The 16,990-nt window shown below is 57.8% G+C and carries 14 protein-coding genes; 6 read left to right on the top strand and 8 right to left on the bottom strand.

Annotated elements, in window-relative coordinates:
• The first annotated feature begins 37 nt into the window (after positions 1 to 37).
• Positions 38 to 472, top strand: a complete 435-nt coding sequence (trxC, locus tag ACW81B_RS05240) for a thioredoxin TrxC (protein ID WP_491579164.1) — start codon at positions 38 to 40, stop codon at positions 470 to 472.
• An 11-nt stretch (positions 473 to 483) separates the two neighbouring features.
• Here trxC and dusA read toward each other — a convergent pair whose 3' ends face one another.
• Positions 484 to 1,449, bottom strand: a complete 966-nt coding sequence (gene dusA / locus ACW81B_RS05245; RefSeq protein ID WP_491579165.1) for a tRNA dihydrouridine(20/20a) synthase DusA — start codon at positions 1,447 to 1,449, stop codon at positions 484 to 486.
• 121 nt (positions 1,450 to 1,570) lie between these two features.
• Here dusA and ACW81B_RS05250 point away from each other — a divergent pair, with 121 nt between their 5' ends.
• Complete coding sequence (locus tag ACW81B_RS05250; protein WP_491579166.1) at positions 1,571 to 3,100, top strand: FMN-binding glutamate synthase family protein; 1,530 nt, start codon at positions 1,571 to 1,573, stop codon at positions 3,098 to 3,100.
• A gap of 62 nt (positions 3,101 to 3,162) precedes the next feature.
• Complete coding sequence (galE, locus tag ACW81B_RS05255) at positions 3,163 to 4,146, top strand: UDP-glucose 4-epimerase GalE (protein ID WP_491579167.1); 984 nt, start codon at positions 3,163 to 3,165, stop codon at positions 4,144 to 4,146.
• A 36-nt stretch (positions 4,147 to 4,182) separates the two neighbouring features.
• Here the strand turns inward: galE and aroG are convergent, their stop codons facing one another.
• From aroG to ACW81B_RS05280, 5 genes are all read right to left on the bottom strand, one after another.
• On the bottom strand, positions 4,183 to 5,271 hold the full coding sequence (gene aroG / locus ACW81B_RS05260; RefSeq protein ID WP_491579177.1) for a 3-deoxy-7-phosphoheptulonate synthase AroG: 1,089 nt from the start codon (positions 5,269 to 5,271) through the stop codon (positions 4,183 to 4,185).
• A 129-nt stretch (positions 5,272 to 5,400) separates the two neighbouring features.
• Positions 5,401 to 6,147, bottom strand: a complete 747-nt coding sequence (locus ACW81B_RS05265; RefSeq protein ID WP_491579168.1) for an FkbM family methyltransferase — start codon at positions 6,145 to 6,147, stop codon at positions 5,401 to 5,403.
• A 43-nt stretch (positions 6,148 to 6,190) separates the two neighbouring features.
• Positions 6,191 to 6,607, bottom strand: a complete 417-nt coding sequence (locus tag ACW81B_RS05270) for a hypothetical protein (RefSeq protein WP_491579169.1) — start codon at positions 6,605 to 6,607, stop codon at positions 6,191 to 6,193.
• A 13-nt stretch (positions 6,608 to 6,620) separates the two neighbouring features.
• Complete coding sequence (locus ACW81B_RS05275; protein WP_491579170.1) at positions 6,621 to 7,694, bottom strand: metallophosphoesterase family protein; 1,074 nt, start codon at positions 7,692 to 7,694, stop codon at positions 6,621 to 6,623.
• Between the two features lie 10 nt (positions 7,695 to 7,704).
• Entirely contained in the window at positions 7,705 to 8,811 is a 1,107-nt protein-coding gene (locus tag ACW81B_RS05280) for a cytochrome-c peroxidase (protein WP_491579171.1), read from the bottom strand.
• Positions 8,812 to 8,919: 108 nt separating this feature from the next.
• On the opposite strand from ACW81B_RS05280, the gene ACW81B_RS05285 reads away from it, so the two are divergent.
• Entirely contained in the window at positions 8,920 to 9,864 is a 945-nt protein-coding gene (locus ACW81B_RS05285) for a hydrogen peroxide-inducible genes activator (RefSeq protein WP_491579172.1), read from the top strand.
• A gap of 8 nt (positions 9,865 to 9,872) precedes the next feature.
• Here ACW81B_RS05285 and ACW81B_RS05290 read toward each other — a convergent pair whose 3' ends face one another.
• Together ACW81B_RS05290 and ACW81B_RS05295 are read right to left on the bottom strand one after the other, a co-directional pair.
• Entirely contained in the window at positions 9,873 to 10,802 is a 930-nt protein-coding gene (locus ACW81B_RS05290) for a response regulator (protein WP_491579173.1), read from the bottom strand.
• Positions 10,802 to 14,191, bottom strand: coding sequence for a hybrid sensor histidine kinase/response regulator (locus tag ACW81B_RS05295; protein WP_491579174.1), 3,390 nt, complete (start codon positions 14,189 to 14,191; stop codon positions 10,802 to 10,804). The genes ACW81B_RS05290 and ACW81B_RS05295 overlap by 1 nt, the downstream gene beginning before the upstream one ends.
• Before the next feature lie 222 nt (positions 14,192 to 14,413).
• On the opposite strand from ACW81B_RS05295, the gene ACW81B_RS05300 reads away from it, so the two are divergent.
• Both ACW81B_RS05300 and urtA read left to right on the top strand, forming a co-directional pair.
• Positions 14,414 to 15,550 (top strand): porin, encoded by a 1,137-nt coding sequence (locus ACW81B_RS05300; protein WP_491579175.1) that lies wholly within the window; start codon positions 14,414 to 14,416, stop codon positions 15,548 to 15,550.
• A gap of 26 nt (positions 15,551 to 15,576) precedes the next feature.
• Positions 15,577 to 16,872 carry an urea ABC transporter substrate-binding protein gene (gene urtA / locus ACW81B_RS05305; protein WP_491579176.1) on the top strand — a complete coding sequence of 432 codons (1,296 nt, stop codon included), beginning with the start codon at positions 15,577 to 15,579 and terminating at the stop codon, positions 16,870 to 16,872.
• The last annotated feature ends 118 nt before the right edge of the window (positions 16,873 to 16,990 follow it).

Here is a 16,990-nt window from a genome sequence, read left to right on the forward strand (position 1 = left end):
TGGGTAGCAACCGTACTCAGACAGGGAGCAACTGCCCGTGACACAACCGATTCATCTGGTCTGCCCGCACTGCAATACCATCAACCGTATCCCCGCGGACCGGCTCGATAACAAACCGACCTGCGGTAAATGCAAACGTCCGTTATTCACCGGGCAACCGGTTGAACTGATGGATGGGAACTTTGCCCGCCATATCAGCAAAAACGACATCCCCGTGGTGGTGGATTTCTGGGCATCCTGGTGCGGCCCGTGCAAAATGATGGCACCGCATTTCGAATCCGCTGCCGCACAGCTCGAACCACGGGTACGCCTCGCCAAACTCAATACCGAACAGGCACAACAGACTGCGGCGAAATACGGCATCCGCAGCATCCCCACGCTCGCCGTGTTCAAAAACGGGCGTGAAGTCGCGCGTCAGGCCGGCGCCATGGACGCACGGGCGCTCAGGCAGTGGATTCAGTCATACCTTTAGGGAAAGTATGATTAATTCGTCATCGCGAGCGCCCGCTCGATGACTTCGACACCCGCACCTGGCTGATGCGCCTGTTCACTCAGGGTACGCCGCCAGGCGCGCGCGCCGGGACAACCCTGGAACAGTCCGAGAATGTGGCGGGTGATGGCGTGTAACCGCACGCCCTCTTGCTGTTGTTTTTCCACATAGGCCAACAGGCGGGAAACGACCTCATGGCGCGTGGGCAAGTCTGAACTGCCGGAGAGTCCTGCTTCAAGCCGCGCCAGCAGCCAGGGGTTGTGATACGCCTCGCGACCGATCATCACGCCATCGACCTGTTGCAGGTGTGTCACAACCTCTTCCAGGCGCGTCACACCGCCATTGAGGTGAATCTCCAGCCCGGGAAAATCCTGCTTCAGGCGGTACACGCGTTGGTAATCGAGCGGCGGCAGTTCGCGATTCTGTTTGGGACTGAGGCCCTTCAGCCAGGCCTTGCGTGCATGCACATACAGCCGCGACACCCCGGCTTCGACCAGTTGTGCGCTAAAGTCATGCAGGATCGCGTAACTGTCGTACTCATCCACACCAAGGCGGCACTTGACCGTCACCGGAATATCCACGGCTTCACGCATGGCGGAAACAGATGCCGCCACCGTACCCGGCTCCAGCATCAGGCAGGCACCAAAACGCCCCGACTGCACCCGGTCACTCGGGCAACCAACATTGAGATTCACTTCGTCGAAGCCCGCCTGTTCCGACCAGACGGCACACTGCGCCAGCGCCTGCGGGTCACTCCCCCCCAGCTGAATGGCAAGCGGGTGTTCCGCCGGATCGTGACGCAGAAACCGTTCACGATCGCCGTGTGCCAGTGCGCCGGTGGTGATCATCTCGGTAAACAGCCGCGCCGAAGGTGCGACCAGACGCAGGAAATAGCGGCAGTGGCGGTCGGTCCAGTCCAGCATCGGCGCCACGGAAATACGGCCAGGATCTATACTCATGCCCGCCATTGTAGTGAAAAAACCAGATTTCCGAAGTGCTCAGGCTACAATGTTGCGGTAATTTGCCGTTAAGCCGGTTAGATGACACACGGGACGGATAAAAACAGGGAGAATGTTGAAAATGAGCATGCCGGACACAGGCTTTATGTTCCTCGCACTGGAGTTTATGGCGTCGTTTTTTGTCATTCTGGTGGGACTGGTCATCATCAGTCTGGTTATTGTCTACATCGTCGATGTTACCCAGACCAAACAGGCCATCCGCCGTAATTACCCGGTCATTGCACATTTCCGCTACTTTTTTGAAGAGCTGGGCAAATTCTTCCGCCAGTATTTCTTCGCCATGGATCGCGAGGAAATGCCCTTCAACCGCGCTGACCGTTCGTGGGTCTACCGCGCCGCAAAGGACCTTGATAACACGACCGCGTTCGGCTCGACCCGCAGCCTGTCCCCGCCCGGAACGGTGCTTTTTGTCAATTGTCCGTTCCCGACACTGGGCACCGACGCGGCAAAGACACGTGAAGTCACCATTGGCCCGGACTGCGAAAAACCCTACATCACCGATTCACTGTTCAACATATCCGGCATGAGCTACGGCGCGCTCTCGAAGCCCGCCGTGCAGGCGCTGTCAGCCGGTGCGGCAAAGAGTGGTTGCTGGATGAATACCGGGGAAGGTGGCCTGTCGCCCTATCATCTCGAAGGTGGCGCTGACATTGTGTTCCAGATTGGCACGGCAAAATACGGTGTCCGCGATGAGCACGGCAATCTCAGCGACGACAGGTTGCGCGAGGTTGCCGCACACGAGCAGGTCAGGATGTTCGAAATCAAACTCAGCCAGGGCGCCAAGCCCGGCAAGGGCGGCATTCTGCCCGCCGTCAAGGTAACAGAGGAAATTGCACAGATCCGCGGCATCCCCGTTGGCCAGGATTCCATCAGCCCCAATCGTCACCCGGATATCAACTCCACCGCCGACCTGCTGGACATGATCGAACGTATCCGCACAGTGACCGGCAAGCCGGTCGGCTTCAAGGCTGTTATCGGCGCCTACGGCTGGCTGGACGAACTGTTTCGCGAAATCAACAAACGCGGCCAGCAGGCCGCACCCGACTTCATCACCATCGACAGCGCTGACGGCGGTACCGGTGCCTCCCCCATGAGCCTGATGGACTATATGGGCCTGCCCATCCAGGAAAGCCTGCCGCTGGTCACCGATAAACTCAGCGAGCACGGCCTGAAAGACCGCGTCAAGGTGATTGCTTCGGGCAAACTGGTTACCCCCGCGGAAGTGGCCTGGGCACTGTGTGTGGGCGCTGACTTCGTGGTGTCGGCGCGCGGTTTCATGTTCGCGCTGGGCTGCATCCAGGCACTCAACTGCAACAAAAACAACTGCCCGACCGGCATCACCACCCATGATCGCCGCCTGCAGAAAGGCCTGGTGCCGAAGATCAAGGCGCAACGCGTGGCCAACTACGTGAAAAACATGGTGTATGAGATCGGGGTTATTTCGCACTCCTGCGGTGTGCGCGAACCCCGCGAACTCAAGCGCTTCCATGCGCGTATTGTGACGGAGAACGGCCAGTCCCTGTCGCTGGACGACATGTATTCCGATCACGCCATGCGCGCCATGCTCAAGCGCCAGGGCGACGCCCCATGAATTTGGCGGTAAATGCCGCTATGATGCGCCACATCAAAACCTGAACCGAAGGAAACCACGCAGTGTCAGACAGCAAAATTCTTGTTACGGGGGGCGCCGGTTATATCGGCAGTCATGTAGTACGTACCTTGACCGGGGCCGGGCGGCCGGTGGTCGTACTCGACAATCTTTCCACCGGTTTCCGCAATGCCGTGATCGGCGCCGACTTTGTTGAAGGCGACACCGGTGACAAGGCACTGGTCAGCAAACTGCTCGCCGAGCATAACGTCGATACCGTGCTGCACTTTGCCGCCCACACCATCGTTCCGGAATCGGTCGAGAAGCCGCTCAAGTACTACGGCAACAACACCTGCTGCACCCGCAGCCTGCTCGAGTGCTGCTCGGAAGCCGGGGTAAAACATTTCATCTTTTCCTCGACGGCAGCCGTGTATGGCATTCCCGACGATTCGCTATGCACCGAAGACAGCCCGCTGTCGCCCATCAACCCCTATGGCGCCTCAAAACTGATGAGCGAGATGATGCTGCGCGATCTCGGCGAGGCCACCGATATGCGCCACGTAATTCTGCGTTATTTCAACGTGGCCGGTTCCGACCCGGAAGGTCGTATTGGTCAGTCCACGGAAAAGGCCACGCTGCTGATCAAGGTGGCGGCCGAAGTTGCCGTCGGCAAGCGTGAACAGCTCTATGTCTTCGGCACCGACTACCCGACAGCGGACGGTACCGGCGTACGCGACTATATCCACGTCGATGACCTGGCCGATGCGCATATCAAGGCCGTGGACTACCTGGCCGGGGGCGGCGACTCCGTGACGCTGAATTGCGGCTATGGCCACGGTTACAGCGTCAGGGAAGTGATCGATGCCGTGAACCGCGCCAATGGCACGCCGATCAGGGTTATCGAGGAAGCACGCCGCGCCGGTGACCCGCCAGCGTTGATCGCAAAGGCGGACAGGGCGCGCGATGTACTGGGCTGGACACCACGCTACGACGATCTCGACTTCATCGTCAAGACATCGCTCGACTGGGAACGCAAGCTGGCGGGGTAGTACTGGATGCCGGCATACGCCGGCATGACGGTAGTTCTAGGCGGATGCTCCTGAGGCTGATGCCTGCATTTTCTGCTCCCGCCGGCTGCGCACCGCGTCAGCAAGCGTGTCCAGCAGCGGTAGCGTATCATCCCAGCCGATGCAGGCATCGGTGATACTCATGCCATACTCCAGTTCCGCACCCGGCACACAATCCTGACGCCCCTCCCGGAGGTGGCTTTCGATCATCGCGCCGATAATGCGCTCGTCGCCGGCTGCAACCTGTCCTGCCACGTCTTCGCCAACGAGCAACTGGCGCTGGAACTGTTTGCTGCTGTTACCATGACTGAAATCGATCATCAGGCGTGCCGGCAACCCGGCTTTTTCCAGCTGGTCCGATGCAGCGGCCACACCGGCGGCGTCATAGTTCGGTTCACGGCCACCGCGCAGGATGATGTGACAGTCTTCATTACCGGCCGTTGAGAAGATGGCCGAGTGTCCCTGCTTGGTCAGTGCCAGAAAGTTGTGCGGTTGCGAAGCGGAACGAATCGCATCGATGGCGATCGTCATACTGCCGTCCGTGCCGTTCTTGAAGCCCACGGCGCAGGACAGCCCCGATGCCAGTTCGCGATGCACCTGACTCTCCGTGGTACGCGCACCGATCGCGCCCCAGCTGATCAGGTCCGAAACATACTGCGGCGACATGAGGTCAAGGTATTCGGTTGCAGCAGGAACGCCATTGTCATTCAGATCAAGCAACAGTTTTCGCGCCAGCCTCAAACCCTTGTTGATATTGAAACTGCCATCCAGACCCGGGTCGTTGATCAGGCCCTTCCAGCCGACCGTGGTGCGTGGCTTCTCAAAATACACACGCATCACAATCAGCAGATCATCGGCAAGGCGCTCACGCACGGCCTTGAGGCGGTCACCGTATTCCAGTGCCGCGGCAGGATCATGGATGGAACAGGGGCCGACAATAACCAGCATCCGGTCATCCTCACCGTGGAGAATGCGGTGAATCGCCTGGCGGGTGTCGTGGGTGGTGCGCGCAGCCGCCTCCGTTACCGGGAATTCGGCCTGCAGTTCCGCGTAGGGAACCACTTCGCGCATTTCAACAATTCTCAGATCGTCGGTCTGGTAAGGCATGCTCAAAATGTCAATATTATGGATCTGGATGCCGGCCTGCGCCGGCATGGCGGTTTCATCAAGGTTCCCCTGACACGCTGAATATCATGGATTTTTCGTCACGGGAACGATAAAACCCAGTATTATACACTACCCGTCCGGGTTTGTTTCTCCGCCACGCACGGGGGCGGAAACGAACAGGTAGTTGCGGTGATCGGTGGTCGCCTTGCGGCAGGGATGACGATCGAATTCGGCACACGGGATACGCCGCCCGTGGTGGATGAAAAACCCTTCATAGCCCAGCCCTGCCAGGAACGCGAACAAATCGCCCTGCGCAGCCTCGCGGTGGTGACACTCCACCTGCAATACCGGCATCCAGCGTTTCAGTGTGTGTTCAGCACCCTGCATCACCGCCAGTTCGTGTCCTTCAACATCACACTTGATGTAGGCCACATCGCCGACACCGGACGTCGCGACAAAATCATCCAGCGTGGTGCAAGGTACCGTGACAGTTTCAGCCCCCGGCATGGCCTCGAACGAGGCATCGCCCGCACCGACACAGCGGCGGTACAGGCACGCCTCACCGGGCTGCGCCGACAGGGCGCTGGCGATCAGTTCGACGTTGGACAAGGCAAAACCGCTAACAACATCCCGCAGGTGTTGTTCAAGTTCAGGTTGCGGCTCGAAGGCAATCACCCGGCCCTGCGGGCCTGCCGAGCGGGACAACCAGTAACTGTACACGCCCTTGTTGGCGCCAATATCGATCACCGTCCGCCCGCTGAGCGGCAGTGACTGCATGAAACGGATTTCCGCTGCTTCCTTGCGCCGGCGGTAGCGACGGAAGCGGAGTTGCATGCGCAGTTTGTTGAGCAGGCCCAGGGACACCCGGCGCATCATAGTCGACTGCGCTGTCCCGCTCCAGCAGGAAATCCACTACCCGTCAGTGCTTACCCGGCGCCAGCACAGCGCCCTTGCGCTCCTCGGCGATATACGCCTGCAGGGCGATCATGCGCGGGTCGTCGGCCGCCAGCGGTTTGCTTTCCAGCGGGTTTTCGATACACCAGTTGATCATCTCCCACAGTTCCGCCACCCGACCCAGCTGTTGCTGGAACTTCGGATAGGTCTCCGGATGGGTATTGCTGGCATTGGGATGGCACTGGTCGCAGGACACCGTGTTGTTGCTGGCCAAACCGCCGTGAAACAGTTTATCGCCCTTTTTGACTACCGCCATGTATTCCTGCTGCCAGCGCGCAAGGTCTTCATCGGTAAACTCATCGGCCTGTACGAAGGTAATCTGTGTGGCCAGTAACATGGATGCAACCGCCGCGAGACCTCGAATGGATTTTTTCTTCATCATCAGCTGCTCCCTGTTAAAAGTGTTTCTGGGGTGGAATACGGTTGGCCGGTGCCTGGTACTTCGTGTCCACGGGATGCCCGGCCTTCTCGTCATACACGACCCTGCGATTGGTGTTGTCGGGCAGGATGTAATTCATATCCACCCGTCCACTGTGCACATCGATAAACTGCCAGCCGGTCGCATCGCGCTCAAAGAACGGATCGGCCCGGTTCATATGGACCGTCAGCTTCGGCAGGTAACTGGCTTTTTGCCGGTAGCTCTCCGGGTAGGGCCAGGGCCAGGCCGTTGCCATCGCCGAGTGGAAACTGATGTTACCGATCTGGTTGGTCTGTATCTGGTGCACATGCCCGTACAGCACCGTCACCTTGTCGAACGGCTTGAGTAATGCCTGTACCTGTTCGGCATCGTCAGTCCAGAAGTTCCAGCCCTTGTAGATCTTCTGCAGGGGCGAGTGGGAAAACACCACCACCGGTGTATCCTTGCTGACCTTGTCCAGGTCCTTCTTTAACCACTCACGCTGCGTGTCACCAACCATGAAGGGCTGTCCGTCCGGGTTATCCAGGCGCGCCATCTGCTTCATGCGGTCCATGCCGGAATCCCATTTCCTGTGCATCCAGCTTTCGTGGGTCAGGATGCTGTTGAGTACCACGAAGTGCACACCCTTGTGGTCAAAACTGTAGTGGTCCGGGCCCAGTTGCTTGCGCCAGTACTCGCCGAGGTCGACGTAGTAGTCGTGCTCACCCATGACATAGTGCAGCTTGCCGCGCAGGCCACCAAGGATTTCGAGGCCGTGATCGATTTCTTCCGGCTTGCCCAGCTGGGCAATGTCACCACCGTAAAACACGAAGTCCGGCCGCGGGTCCAGCAGATTGGCTTCCGCTACCGCGCGGATCAGGCCACGATCCCAGTTGTGCACAAAGCTGTTGCCCTTGATCTGGGTGATGTGCGAATCGGAAATATAGGCAAACGTGAACCTGTCCTCACTGCCCTTGCCAAACGCCAGTTCCACCATAGTAAGGGGAAGCGTGCTGGCGGCCAGCAGCGCGCCACTCTGCTTCAGAAAATTTCGACGACTGTTGTTGCTCATGACGTTCTCCTCAACGTTTGGTGAAGCGGTCCAGGTCAGGACTGGTCAGCGCTTTCATGAATTCGACAAGATCATTTTTCTCTTCGTCGTTCAGGCCAAGCGGTCGAATACCGCCACTCAGGAAACCGGACAGCGGGTCGGTTTCCTTTACCCGGCCGCCATTGTTGTAAAAGTCCACCACATCAGCCAGGGTTTCGAGACTGCCGTCGTGCATGTAGGGTGCCGTCTTTTCAATGTTACGCAGGGTCGGCGTTTTAAAGGCGCCCACCTCGGTAATATTCTCCGTGACAGCGAACCGGCCCAGCTCGGACATGTTCTGTCGGGTCAGCACGGTAATATCAACATCCGCGCCCTTGCGCTTGTCACGCAGGAACTGCCTGGCGGTCTGCGCTTCCTTGCCGCGAATTTTTTTGAAGCCGACACCAATATTATGAAAGCGGTTATCGATAAACAGCGCCTGTGTCTGTTCGATGGTATGGCAGGAGACACAGCGCCCCTTGCCGGTAAAAATACCCAGACCGCGTACCTGTGCCGGCGTCATGGCCTTCTCGTCACCGGCGTAGTAATACCGGTCAAAGGGTGAATCACCCGCTACCACCGTACGTTCAAAACTGGCGATGGCCATGGCGACGTGATCCATGGTGATGGCTTTCGCCTTTACACCGAATACCGACTTGAAGGCTTTGACATAGTCCCTGTCCTTGCGGATCACCGCCAGCAGCGGCTTGTGATCGGGCAGACCGCCTTCGACAGGGTTGACGGGTGGCTGCTTCGACTGACCTTCCAGGTCCGGTTCACGACCGTCCCAGAACAGGGTTTTCATATAGGCGGAATTAATGACTGTCGGCGCATTACGGGTACCGGTCAGTCCGTTAAAACCTTTCGATACCGGAAGGTTGTCCGTGAACGCCTTGTCCTGTGCATGACAGGTGGCGCAACTGACCTTGCCGTCGGCACTGAAACGGGCATCGTTGAACAAGCGCTCACCCAGCGCAATCTTGGCCGGCGTTTGCGGGTTGTTTTCCGGGATGGGTACAGGCGGCAGTCCCAGCGGCGCAGCGGACACGCTGGCCAGCATGCCGCCGAATACCAGTGCAATGGCAAATTTCTTCATCATATTCAGCCCTCCTTTGACTCGACAGGGAGATTAGACCCAATCTAATCATGTTGCCAATTGCATTTACCAGGTGGTGTAATAGTCTGTCGCTATCGAAGAGGTGGATACATGAACCTGTCAGAACTGCGCTACGTGACGGCACTCGCCCGGGAACGCCATTTTGGTCGAGCCGCGGCAGCCTGCTTCGTCAGCCAGCCCACGCTCAGCGTTGCCATCAGGAAGCTGGAGGAAGAACTCGGTGTCGCGCTGTTCGAACGTGCCAGGCATGAGGTACGGGTGACGCCAGCCGGTGAACGCGTGGTGGAAAAGGCGCAACAGGCGCTGGAGGCTGTCGAGTCAGTGCGTCAGGTTGCCCGCGCCGAAGGCGACCAGCTATCCGGACCGTTACGCATTGGTGCAATTTTCACCATCGGTCCCTACCTGTTTCCCGACCTGATACCGAACCTGAACGAACGCGCGCCCGACATGCCGCTTATTATCGAGGAAAACTACACGTCTGTACTGGCAGAGAAACTCAAACAGGGCGACCTGGATGTCATCATCATTTCGTTACCTTTCGACGAGCCCAACATTCTCACACTGCCGCTGTACGAGGAACCCTTCGTTATCCTGCTGCCGACCTCACATCCGCTGACGCAAAGAAAAACCCTGAATTCAAAAAATCTGGAGGGCGAAAACATTCTGATGCTGGGTGCCGGTCACTGTTTCCGCGACCAGGTTATTGACGCCTGCCCCGCCTGTGCACCAAAAGCGATTGGCGAAGGCGCCTCTGTTTATACAGCCGAAGGGAGTTCACTGGAAACCATTCGCCACATGGTGGCATCCGGCATGGGCCTTACCGTGCTGCCCTGTACCGCGGCGGGTGCTGACCGTTACTCGCAGCGGTTATTGACCATCCGCCGTTTCAGCAAGCCATCGCCCAGCCGCAGGGTAGCACTGGCATGGCGGGCAACCTTTCCCCGACCCAAAGTCATCGATGCGGTGAAACAGGCTGTTTCCGCTTCACAACTGAGTTGTATCCAGCCCGAACTGCGCGCTGCACGGAAGCGGTAGTGAACGGGCTAGCCGCTCGCCGGCCGGCCGATCCGTCCGCCAAGAATCGTCTGTATCGCCACGGACGCTGCCGCCGTGCGGTTACTGGCACCGATTTTCGGATACATCTGCTCCAGGTGCTTGTTCACCGTTCTCGGGCTCATTTCGAGAATTTCCGCGATCTCACGGTTGGTTTTTCCATGCGCAAGCCATAGCAGTACTTCCGCTTCGCGAGTGGTAATAGACAGACTTTCTTCCAGCACAGCGGGGTCGATCTCGACATTCGCTGACTGGATCTTCAGCAGGTATTCATCTTCTTCCGACTGTTTGAAGTAGCATACCGTCAGGCCCGGGTCTGTATCGCCCAGGGGCAGCGCCAGATTATGACCGGTCTGCCCGGCCGGCAACCAGCGGCTGAACCGTTCACCCAGTTCAGCGGTGCTGTCCCCGGCTTTTTGCTGGTACTGGCCCAGTAATGCCTGGGCCTCCGGTGTGGCCCACAACACATTGCCGCGACGGTCGATGCAAAATACATACTGGCGCATGGCATCCAGTACCTTCTGTGCTTCCATCAGCATCCGGGTACTGTGGGTATGCTGGTGGATACGCACCAGCAATTCGTCAGGGTGTATCGGTTTAACAATGTAATCATTACCACCGGCGTCGAATGCCTTGACGATATGCTCGACCTCGCTAAGGCCGGTCATGAAAATAATCGGCGTCAACGGCAGTTTCTTGCGCACTTCCCGGGCACACTCGAAACCATCCATTACCGGCATGACGGCATCCATCAGGATCACATCGGGCGTGATCTGTTCCAGCACATTCATCGCCTGCTGACCGTTCAGGGCGATAAGCACCGCGATCCCGGCTTCGTCCAGCGCCAGGTTGATCATGCCCAACGAGTCCGGGGAGTCATCGACAACCAGTACTGTGGTTTTGTCCCTGAACTTGTGCATTACCCGGACGCGCCTCCTGTTTCGGTGTTTTCTGTTTCATCAATACTGTGAACAATGCCGTTCAGATCACACTTGTCCGCCAATACCCTGAGTTTTTTTACCCAGGGCGATTCGGGCGCTTGCGATTCAAGCCGGTCCATACACTCGATCACCCCCTTCAGGTAACCGAGTCTGGCCGAACGCCCCAGTTCTTCCAGCAGCTCTGTATCGGCCCGGAACAGGCTGTCGACCGCCGGGGAGTTTTCCGGCGCACTATCCTGTTCCTGTTCCGAGTCACACCAGCGCAGGTCAAGACACCGCTGCAGCTGTTCCAGCAGCTTTTCGATACGCACCGGCTTGTCGATATAGGCATCAAAATCTTTTTCCCCCTGGTACAGGTGAGCATTCTCGTAAGGATCCGCGGACAGGATGATCACGGGGTCATCGACACCGCGCTGGCGCAGCCCGGTCAATAATTGCCAGCCATTCATCCCCGGCATATTGATATCCAGCAGGAACAGGTCGACCGGACAGTTGTTCAACATCTCCAGGGCCTGTTCGGCTGACGCGGCCTGGTGCACGATAAAGCCCAGCGGGTAAAGAAAATCATGAATCAGTTCACGATGACTGTCCTCATCGTCCACCACCATGATGTGGCGAGGGCGGCCTTCGTAGCCGTGAATCCTGGCATGGCGTTGAGTCGTCACGACACCGCCTGCCACACCGGGCAGGAACAGGCTCAGACAGAATTCAGTCCCCTGGCCAGGCTGGCTCTTCAATGCCAGGTTGCCGCCCATCATTTCAACCAGCAGACGGCTGATGGACAGGCCGAGACCGGTGCCGCCAATCAGTTTCGTCTGTTCATTGCGCACCCGTTCGAACGGTTCAAATATCCTTGGCTGGTCTTCCTCGGCAATCCCGATGCCCGTGTCACGCACTGTCATGCGAGCCACCTGGTTACGGTAGGTGAGCGTAAGCTCGACGCTGCCTTCAGGGGTAAACTTGATGGCATTGGACAACAGGTTGAGCAGGATCTGGCGGAGCCGCTTCTCATCGACGGAAACAAAACGGGGCAGTTCGCGCTGGCAATTCACCCGCAACTCGATGCCTTTCTCTTCGGCCATCGGCCGGAACATGTCCTCGAGCTGCTGGATCAGGGCACGCACATCCACCGTGTCGCGGTGCAGGTCCAGTTTCCGCGCCTCGATCTTGGAGATTTCCAGCAGGCCTTCAATGACATCCGACAGGTGCTCACTGCTGCGCCGTATCACGCTGGAGATCTTGCGGGTCCTTGCATCGGCACTGTCATCCATCTCCATCAGCCGCGCATAACCGAAAATGGTATTCAGCGGTGTCCTGAGTTCGTGGCTGACACCGGACAAATAACGTGACTTGGCCTTGTTGGCGGCATTTGCCGCGTCCCTCGCCCTGGCCAGCTCCACGGCGGTCACCTCGTGCGCAAGCACTTCCCGCTGCATCAGTTCAGCCTGAAGCTGTATTTCACTCAGTGCAAAGCGCGCGCTCTTCTGGGCCAGTACATACAGCCAGATCAGCACACCGGTCACCAGCATCAGCAGGAAAAACACCTGCCACAAGGTATCGCCGATCATGCTCATGTCGGCCACTGTCCTGCTTTGCTGGGCGTGGAACACCACGGCCAGCAAACCGGCAATAATGCCTGTCGTTACCAGGAAAACTCCCAGGTAGTGGCCGGTAACGGAATGCAACCGCCGGTTGATAAATGCCGGCAGTATCCGGCCAAACAGCGCTGATGCCTGTGCAGACAAGTGCGCCTGCGGACGACATTGATTACCGCAACGTGAATCCAGCGCGCAACACAGGGAACAAATCGCACCCTCGTAACTCGGGCAGTGGCTCATGTCTTCCGTATCGAAGCTGTTTTCGCAAATCCGGCACTGTAACTGTGAACTATCGGGGTCCGGTTGCTCTTTTTCGCGGCAAAGATAGAAGCGGCCCGCGGTCAGCCACGCCAGCAACGGCACGGTAATAAAAGGGATCAGCAGGGAAATGAACGCTGCCAGTGCTTCCGCTACCGGTCCGAACACCCCCAGGTTCGCCGCAATGCCGGCACAGGATGCCACGAACATGGAGACCACGCCGACCGGGTTGATATCGTACAGGTGACTGCGGCGGAACTCGATATGAGGCGGACTCAAACCCAGCGGTTTGTTAATCACCAGGTCCGCCACCACGCAACCCACCCAGGCCACCACCAGGCTCGCGTAGGTAATCAGAATGGTTTCAAACGCCTGGTAGAGCCCCAGCTCCATCAACATCAGTGCGATAGCGACATTGAACACCAGCCACACCACACGCCCCGGGTGACTGTGTGTCAGCCGTGAAAAGAAATTTCCCCAGGCAATGGATCCGGCATAGGCATTGGTGACATTGATTTTCAATTGTGAAATGACCACAAAAATACCGGCCAGCCACAGTGCCATATGCGGGTTAACGGTAATGTAGCTGAACGCGACGGCATACATGTGTGCCGGATCCCTGGCCAGCTCGGTTGACAAGCCATGATTCAGTGCCAGCACGGCCAGGAACGAACCAAAAAACAGCTTGATGACACCGAACACTACCCAGCCGGGGCCTGCGCCCACGACAGCCATCCACCAGTATATTCTGTTCTCGCGGTTCGCCACCGGCAGGAAGCGCAGGAAGTCGGCCTGCTCACCATTCTGCGCAATGAGCGGGAAGATAACTGCAGCGGCAGCACCGAACAGCAGCAATTCAAAGCCCTGCCCGCCTTGTACCGTGGTCCCGCCAAACTCGATCCACTGGCTGAACGCTTCGGCCTCGTGCAGTCCGATATACACCAGCGGAATAACCTGCAACACCAGCCATAACGGCTGTGTCCAGGCCTGGAAGTGGGAAATGCGGCTGATACCGTGGGTTGCCAGCGGGATCACCACGATGGTGCTGATGACGTATGCCACGGATAACGGGATATCCACGACCATATGGATTGCCATGGACATGATCGCCGCTTCAAGCGCAAAGAAAATAAACGTGAACGAAGCGTATACCAGTGAGGAAATGGTCGAGCCGATGTAACCGAAGCCGGCACCCCGGGTCAACAGATCGATATCGACACCATCGCGTGCCGCATAGTAGGCCAGCGGCAATCCCGACAGAAAAATAATAGCGCCCACCACCAGGATCGCCCACATGGCGTTGGTAAAGCCGTAACTGAGGGTAATGGTACCGCCGATGGCTTCCAGCGCCAGGAACGACACAATGCCCAGCGCCGTATTGGCGACCCAGCCGGCCGACCAGCGCCGCGCCCGCTTGGCGGTATAACGCAGGGAGTAGTCCTCCAGCGTTTCATTCGCCACCCACTGATTGTATTCACGCCGGATCCGCAGTGGATCCCTGTTTATGCTCATTGACTGCTTGTCACACCTTAACGTCTTGCCTGAAGTACCCCAAATCCAAACTTTCTGCCATGCGTCATTTGACGTATGCGCCTGCACATATACCGGATTCTACCCCACCTGGCACAGGGATAGACTCGCTTGCCATGAAAGCCGTGCAGTTTACACGCGGACTTTCCCTGAGGTTTGTTTGCTTCTCAACCGGCCACTGGCCACAACAACAGGAATCCCGAAATGCAAAAGAAAAATGTCGTTGGAAAATCGCTGCTTGTTGGCAGCCTGCTGGCTGTGACAGGCGTCCCGGTACTGGCTGCAGGAAAAATCGCCATTGACGATACCCGCTGGGTCAGCTTCGGCGCCGGCATCCGCACCTCGATTTCCTCATCGGATAACGGTGCGCCGGATGGTGGCAGAAGCAGCGATTTTACACTGGAAAACATGCGCCTGTATGTTTCCGGCCAGGTCACCGAAGATTTCAGGTTCTATTTCGGCACCGACAAGATGTGGGGCGAATACGGTGTTCTCGACGCCATTGTCCAGTATGAGCCGGGCGACGCCTTCAACGTGTGGGTCGGCCGTATGCTGACACCTGCTGACCGTATCGAAATGAACGGCCCGTTTTACGGCCTGACCTGGGGCCAGTACACCGTACCCCTGTACCCGTCCGACAATGATATCAGCAATGGCGCCGACGGCGTGGCAGGCACCTTTGGCCGCGACGAAGGGATTACCATCTGGGGTTCCCAGGGCAAACTCCAGTATGCGTTTGGTGTATTCGACGGTTACAGCGCCGCGGAAAACCAGAGCGATGCGCCCCTGTACGCCGCTCGCGTGGCCTACAACTTCTTCAACAAGGAATCCAACCCGGGCTACTACACCAGCAGCACCTACTACGGAAAAGCCGGTGACATCCTGACGCTGGCCATTTCCGCCCAGTACCAGGACGACGGTTACGGCACCGTGGTACAGGATGGCTCATTCACCGGTTATGCCATCGACGGCCTGTTTGAGAAACCGCTGGCCGATGGCGCCGTGGTCACCGTTGAAGGCGAGTACAAGGACTTTGAGGTCGACACCGATGCTGCCACACCCGTGTTCGGCATGTTTGACGGCAATGCCTACTTTATCTCCGCCGCCTACCTGATGACAGACAACGGTGGCCCGGGCCGTTACCAGCCCTATATCCGCTACACCAGCAACGATCCTTCATCCGGCGACGACAGTGACCTGACCGAGCTGGGTGTCAACTATGTGATCTCGGGACACAACCTCAAGCTGAACCTCAACTTCACCAGCGGCGATGCAAACGCCAGCGGTGTCAAAGGTAACGACAACGACACTCTCACCTTCGGCATGCAGTTCCAGATTTAACTGCCCACCCTTCAGGAGACAGAAACATGATGAAAACACAATTGAAGAAACTGGCGATTGCCGCGGCAATCAGCGCTTCCTCGCTGGCCGCTACAAGCCTGGCCTGGGCTGAAGACACCATCAAGGTGGGTGTACTGCACTCCCTGTCAGGCACCATGGCGATTTCCGAAACCACGCTGAAAGACACCATGCTGATGCTGATCGACGAACAGAACAAAAAAGGCGGCGTACTCGGCAGGAAGCTCGAAGCCGTGGTGGTCGATCCTGCTTCCAACTGGCCGCTGTTCGCGGAAAAAGCGCGCGAACTGATCACCAGGAACAACGCTGTGGTCACCTTTGGCTGCTGGACTTCCGTATCACGCAAGTCCGTGCTGCCGGTATTCGAGGAACTCAACAGCATTCTGTTCTACCCGGTGCAGTATGAAGGTGAGGAATCCTCGAAGAACGTGTTCTACACCGGTGCCGCGCCGAACCAGCAGGCCGTCCCTGCCGTGGATTACCTGATGGACGAACTCGGTGTAAAACGCTGGGTGCTGGCAGGTACCGACTATGTTTATCCCCGCACCACCAACAAGATCCTGAAAGCCTACCTGATCGCCAGGGGCGTCAAGGAAAGCGACATCATGATCAACTACACGCCGTTCGGTCACTCCGACTGGCAGTCCATCGTTTCCGACATCAAGAAGTTCGGCAGCGCCGGCAAGAAGACCGCCGTGGTGTCTACCATCAACGGCGACGCCAATGTGCCGTTCTACAAGGAACTGGGCAACCAGGGCATTTCCTCCGAGGACATTCCGGTAGTGGCCTTCTCCGTGGGTGAAGAAGAACTGTCCGGTCTCGACACCAAACCTCTGGTGGGTCACCTGGCGGCATGGAACTACTTCATGAGCGTCGAATCCGAAGAGAACGACAGCTTCATCAGCGCCTGGAAGGCGTACATCAAGGACAACAAGCGCGTCACCAACGACCCCATGGAAGCGCACTACATCGGCTTCAATATGTGGGTGAAGGCGGTTGAAAAAGCCGGCACCACGGATCCTGCCGCGGTACAGAAAGCGCTGATTGGCGTAGCGGTGCCGAACCTGTCCGGGGGCTACTCCGCCATGATGCCGAACCACCACATCACCAAGCCGGTGCTGATCGGTGAAATCCAGGACAATGGTCAGTTCGACATCGTCTGGGAAACCTCCGGGCTGGTAGCCGGTGATGCCTGGTCGGATTACCTGCCGGGTTCCCGCGACCTGATCTCCGACTGGCGTGCTCCGCTGTCCTGCGGTAACTACAACGTCAAGACGAAGAAGTGCAGTGGACAGAACTACTGATCGTTACGTTAAGTGAAACGCTGATTGATTCATCACCCGTCATGGCCGCCAGCGCCCGCCAGGACTAACAAAAACCCCCATGAAGCGGTAGTTACCATTGTTGTTTTTTAAGAAACCC

It is taken from the genome of Thiogranum sp., from assembly GCF_058323355.1.

Excerpts from the sequence above, each read along its gene's own strand:
- urtA (WP_491579176.1), top strand. The coding sequence starts at position 15,577 with ATGATGAAAACACAATTGAAGAAACTGGCGATTGCCGCGGCAATCAGC.
- ACW81B_RS05295 (WP_491579174.1), bottom strand. The coding sequence starts at position 14,191 with ATGAGCATAAACAGGGATCCACTGCGGATCCGGCGTGAATACAATCAG.
- aroG (WP_491579177.1), bottom strand. The coding sequence starts at position 5,271 with ATGCCTTACCAGACCGACGATCTGAGAATTGTTGAAATGCGCGAAGTG.
- ACW81B_RS05265 (WP_491579168.1), bottom strand. The coding sequence starts at position 6,147 with ATGATGCGCCGGGTGTCCCTGGGCCTGCTCAACAAACTGCGCATGCAA.
- dusA (WP_491579165.1), bottom strand. The coding sequence starts at position 1,449 with ATGAGTATAGATCCTGGCCGTATTTCCGTGGCGCCGATGCTGGACTGG.
- ACW81B_RS05275 (WP_491579170.1), bottom strand. The coding sequence starts at position 7,694 with ATGAGCAACAACAGTCGTCGAAATTTTCTGAAGCAGAGTGGCGCGCTG.
- ACW81B_RS05280 (WP_491579171.1), bottom strand. The coding sequence starts at position 8,811 with ATGATGAAGAAATTTGCCATTGCACTGGTATTCGGCGGCATGCTGGCC.
- ACW81B_RS05290 (WP_491579173.1), bottom strand. The coding sequence starts at position 10,802 with ATGCACAAGTTCAGGGACAAAACCACAGTACTGGTTGTCGATGACTCC.
- ACW81B_RS05270 (WP_491579169.1), bottom strand. The coding sequence starts at position 6,607 with ATGATGAAGAAAAAATCCATTCGAGGTCTCGCGGCGGTTGCATCCATG.
- ACW81B_RS05250 (WP_491579166.1), top strand. The coding sequence starts at position 1,571 with ATGAGCATGCCGGACACAGGCTTTATGTTCCTCGCACTGGAGTTTATG.
- ACW81B_RS05285 (WP_491579172.1), top strand. The coding sequence starts at position 8,920 with ATGAACCTGTCAGAACTGCGCTACGTGACGGCACTCGCCCGGGAACGC.
- ACW81B_RS05300 (WP_491579175.1), top strand. The coding sequence starts at position 14,414 with ATGCAAAAGAAAAATGTCGTTGGAAAATCGCTGCTTGTTGGCAGCCTG.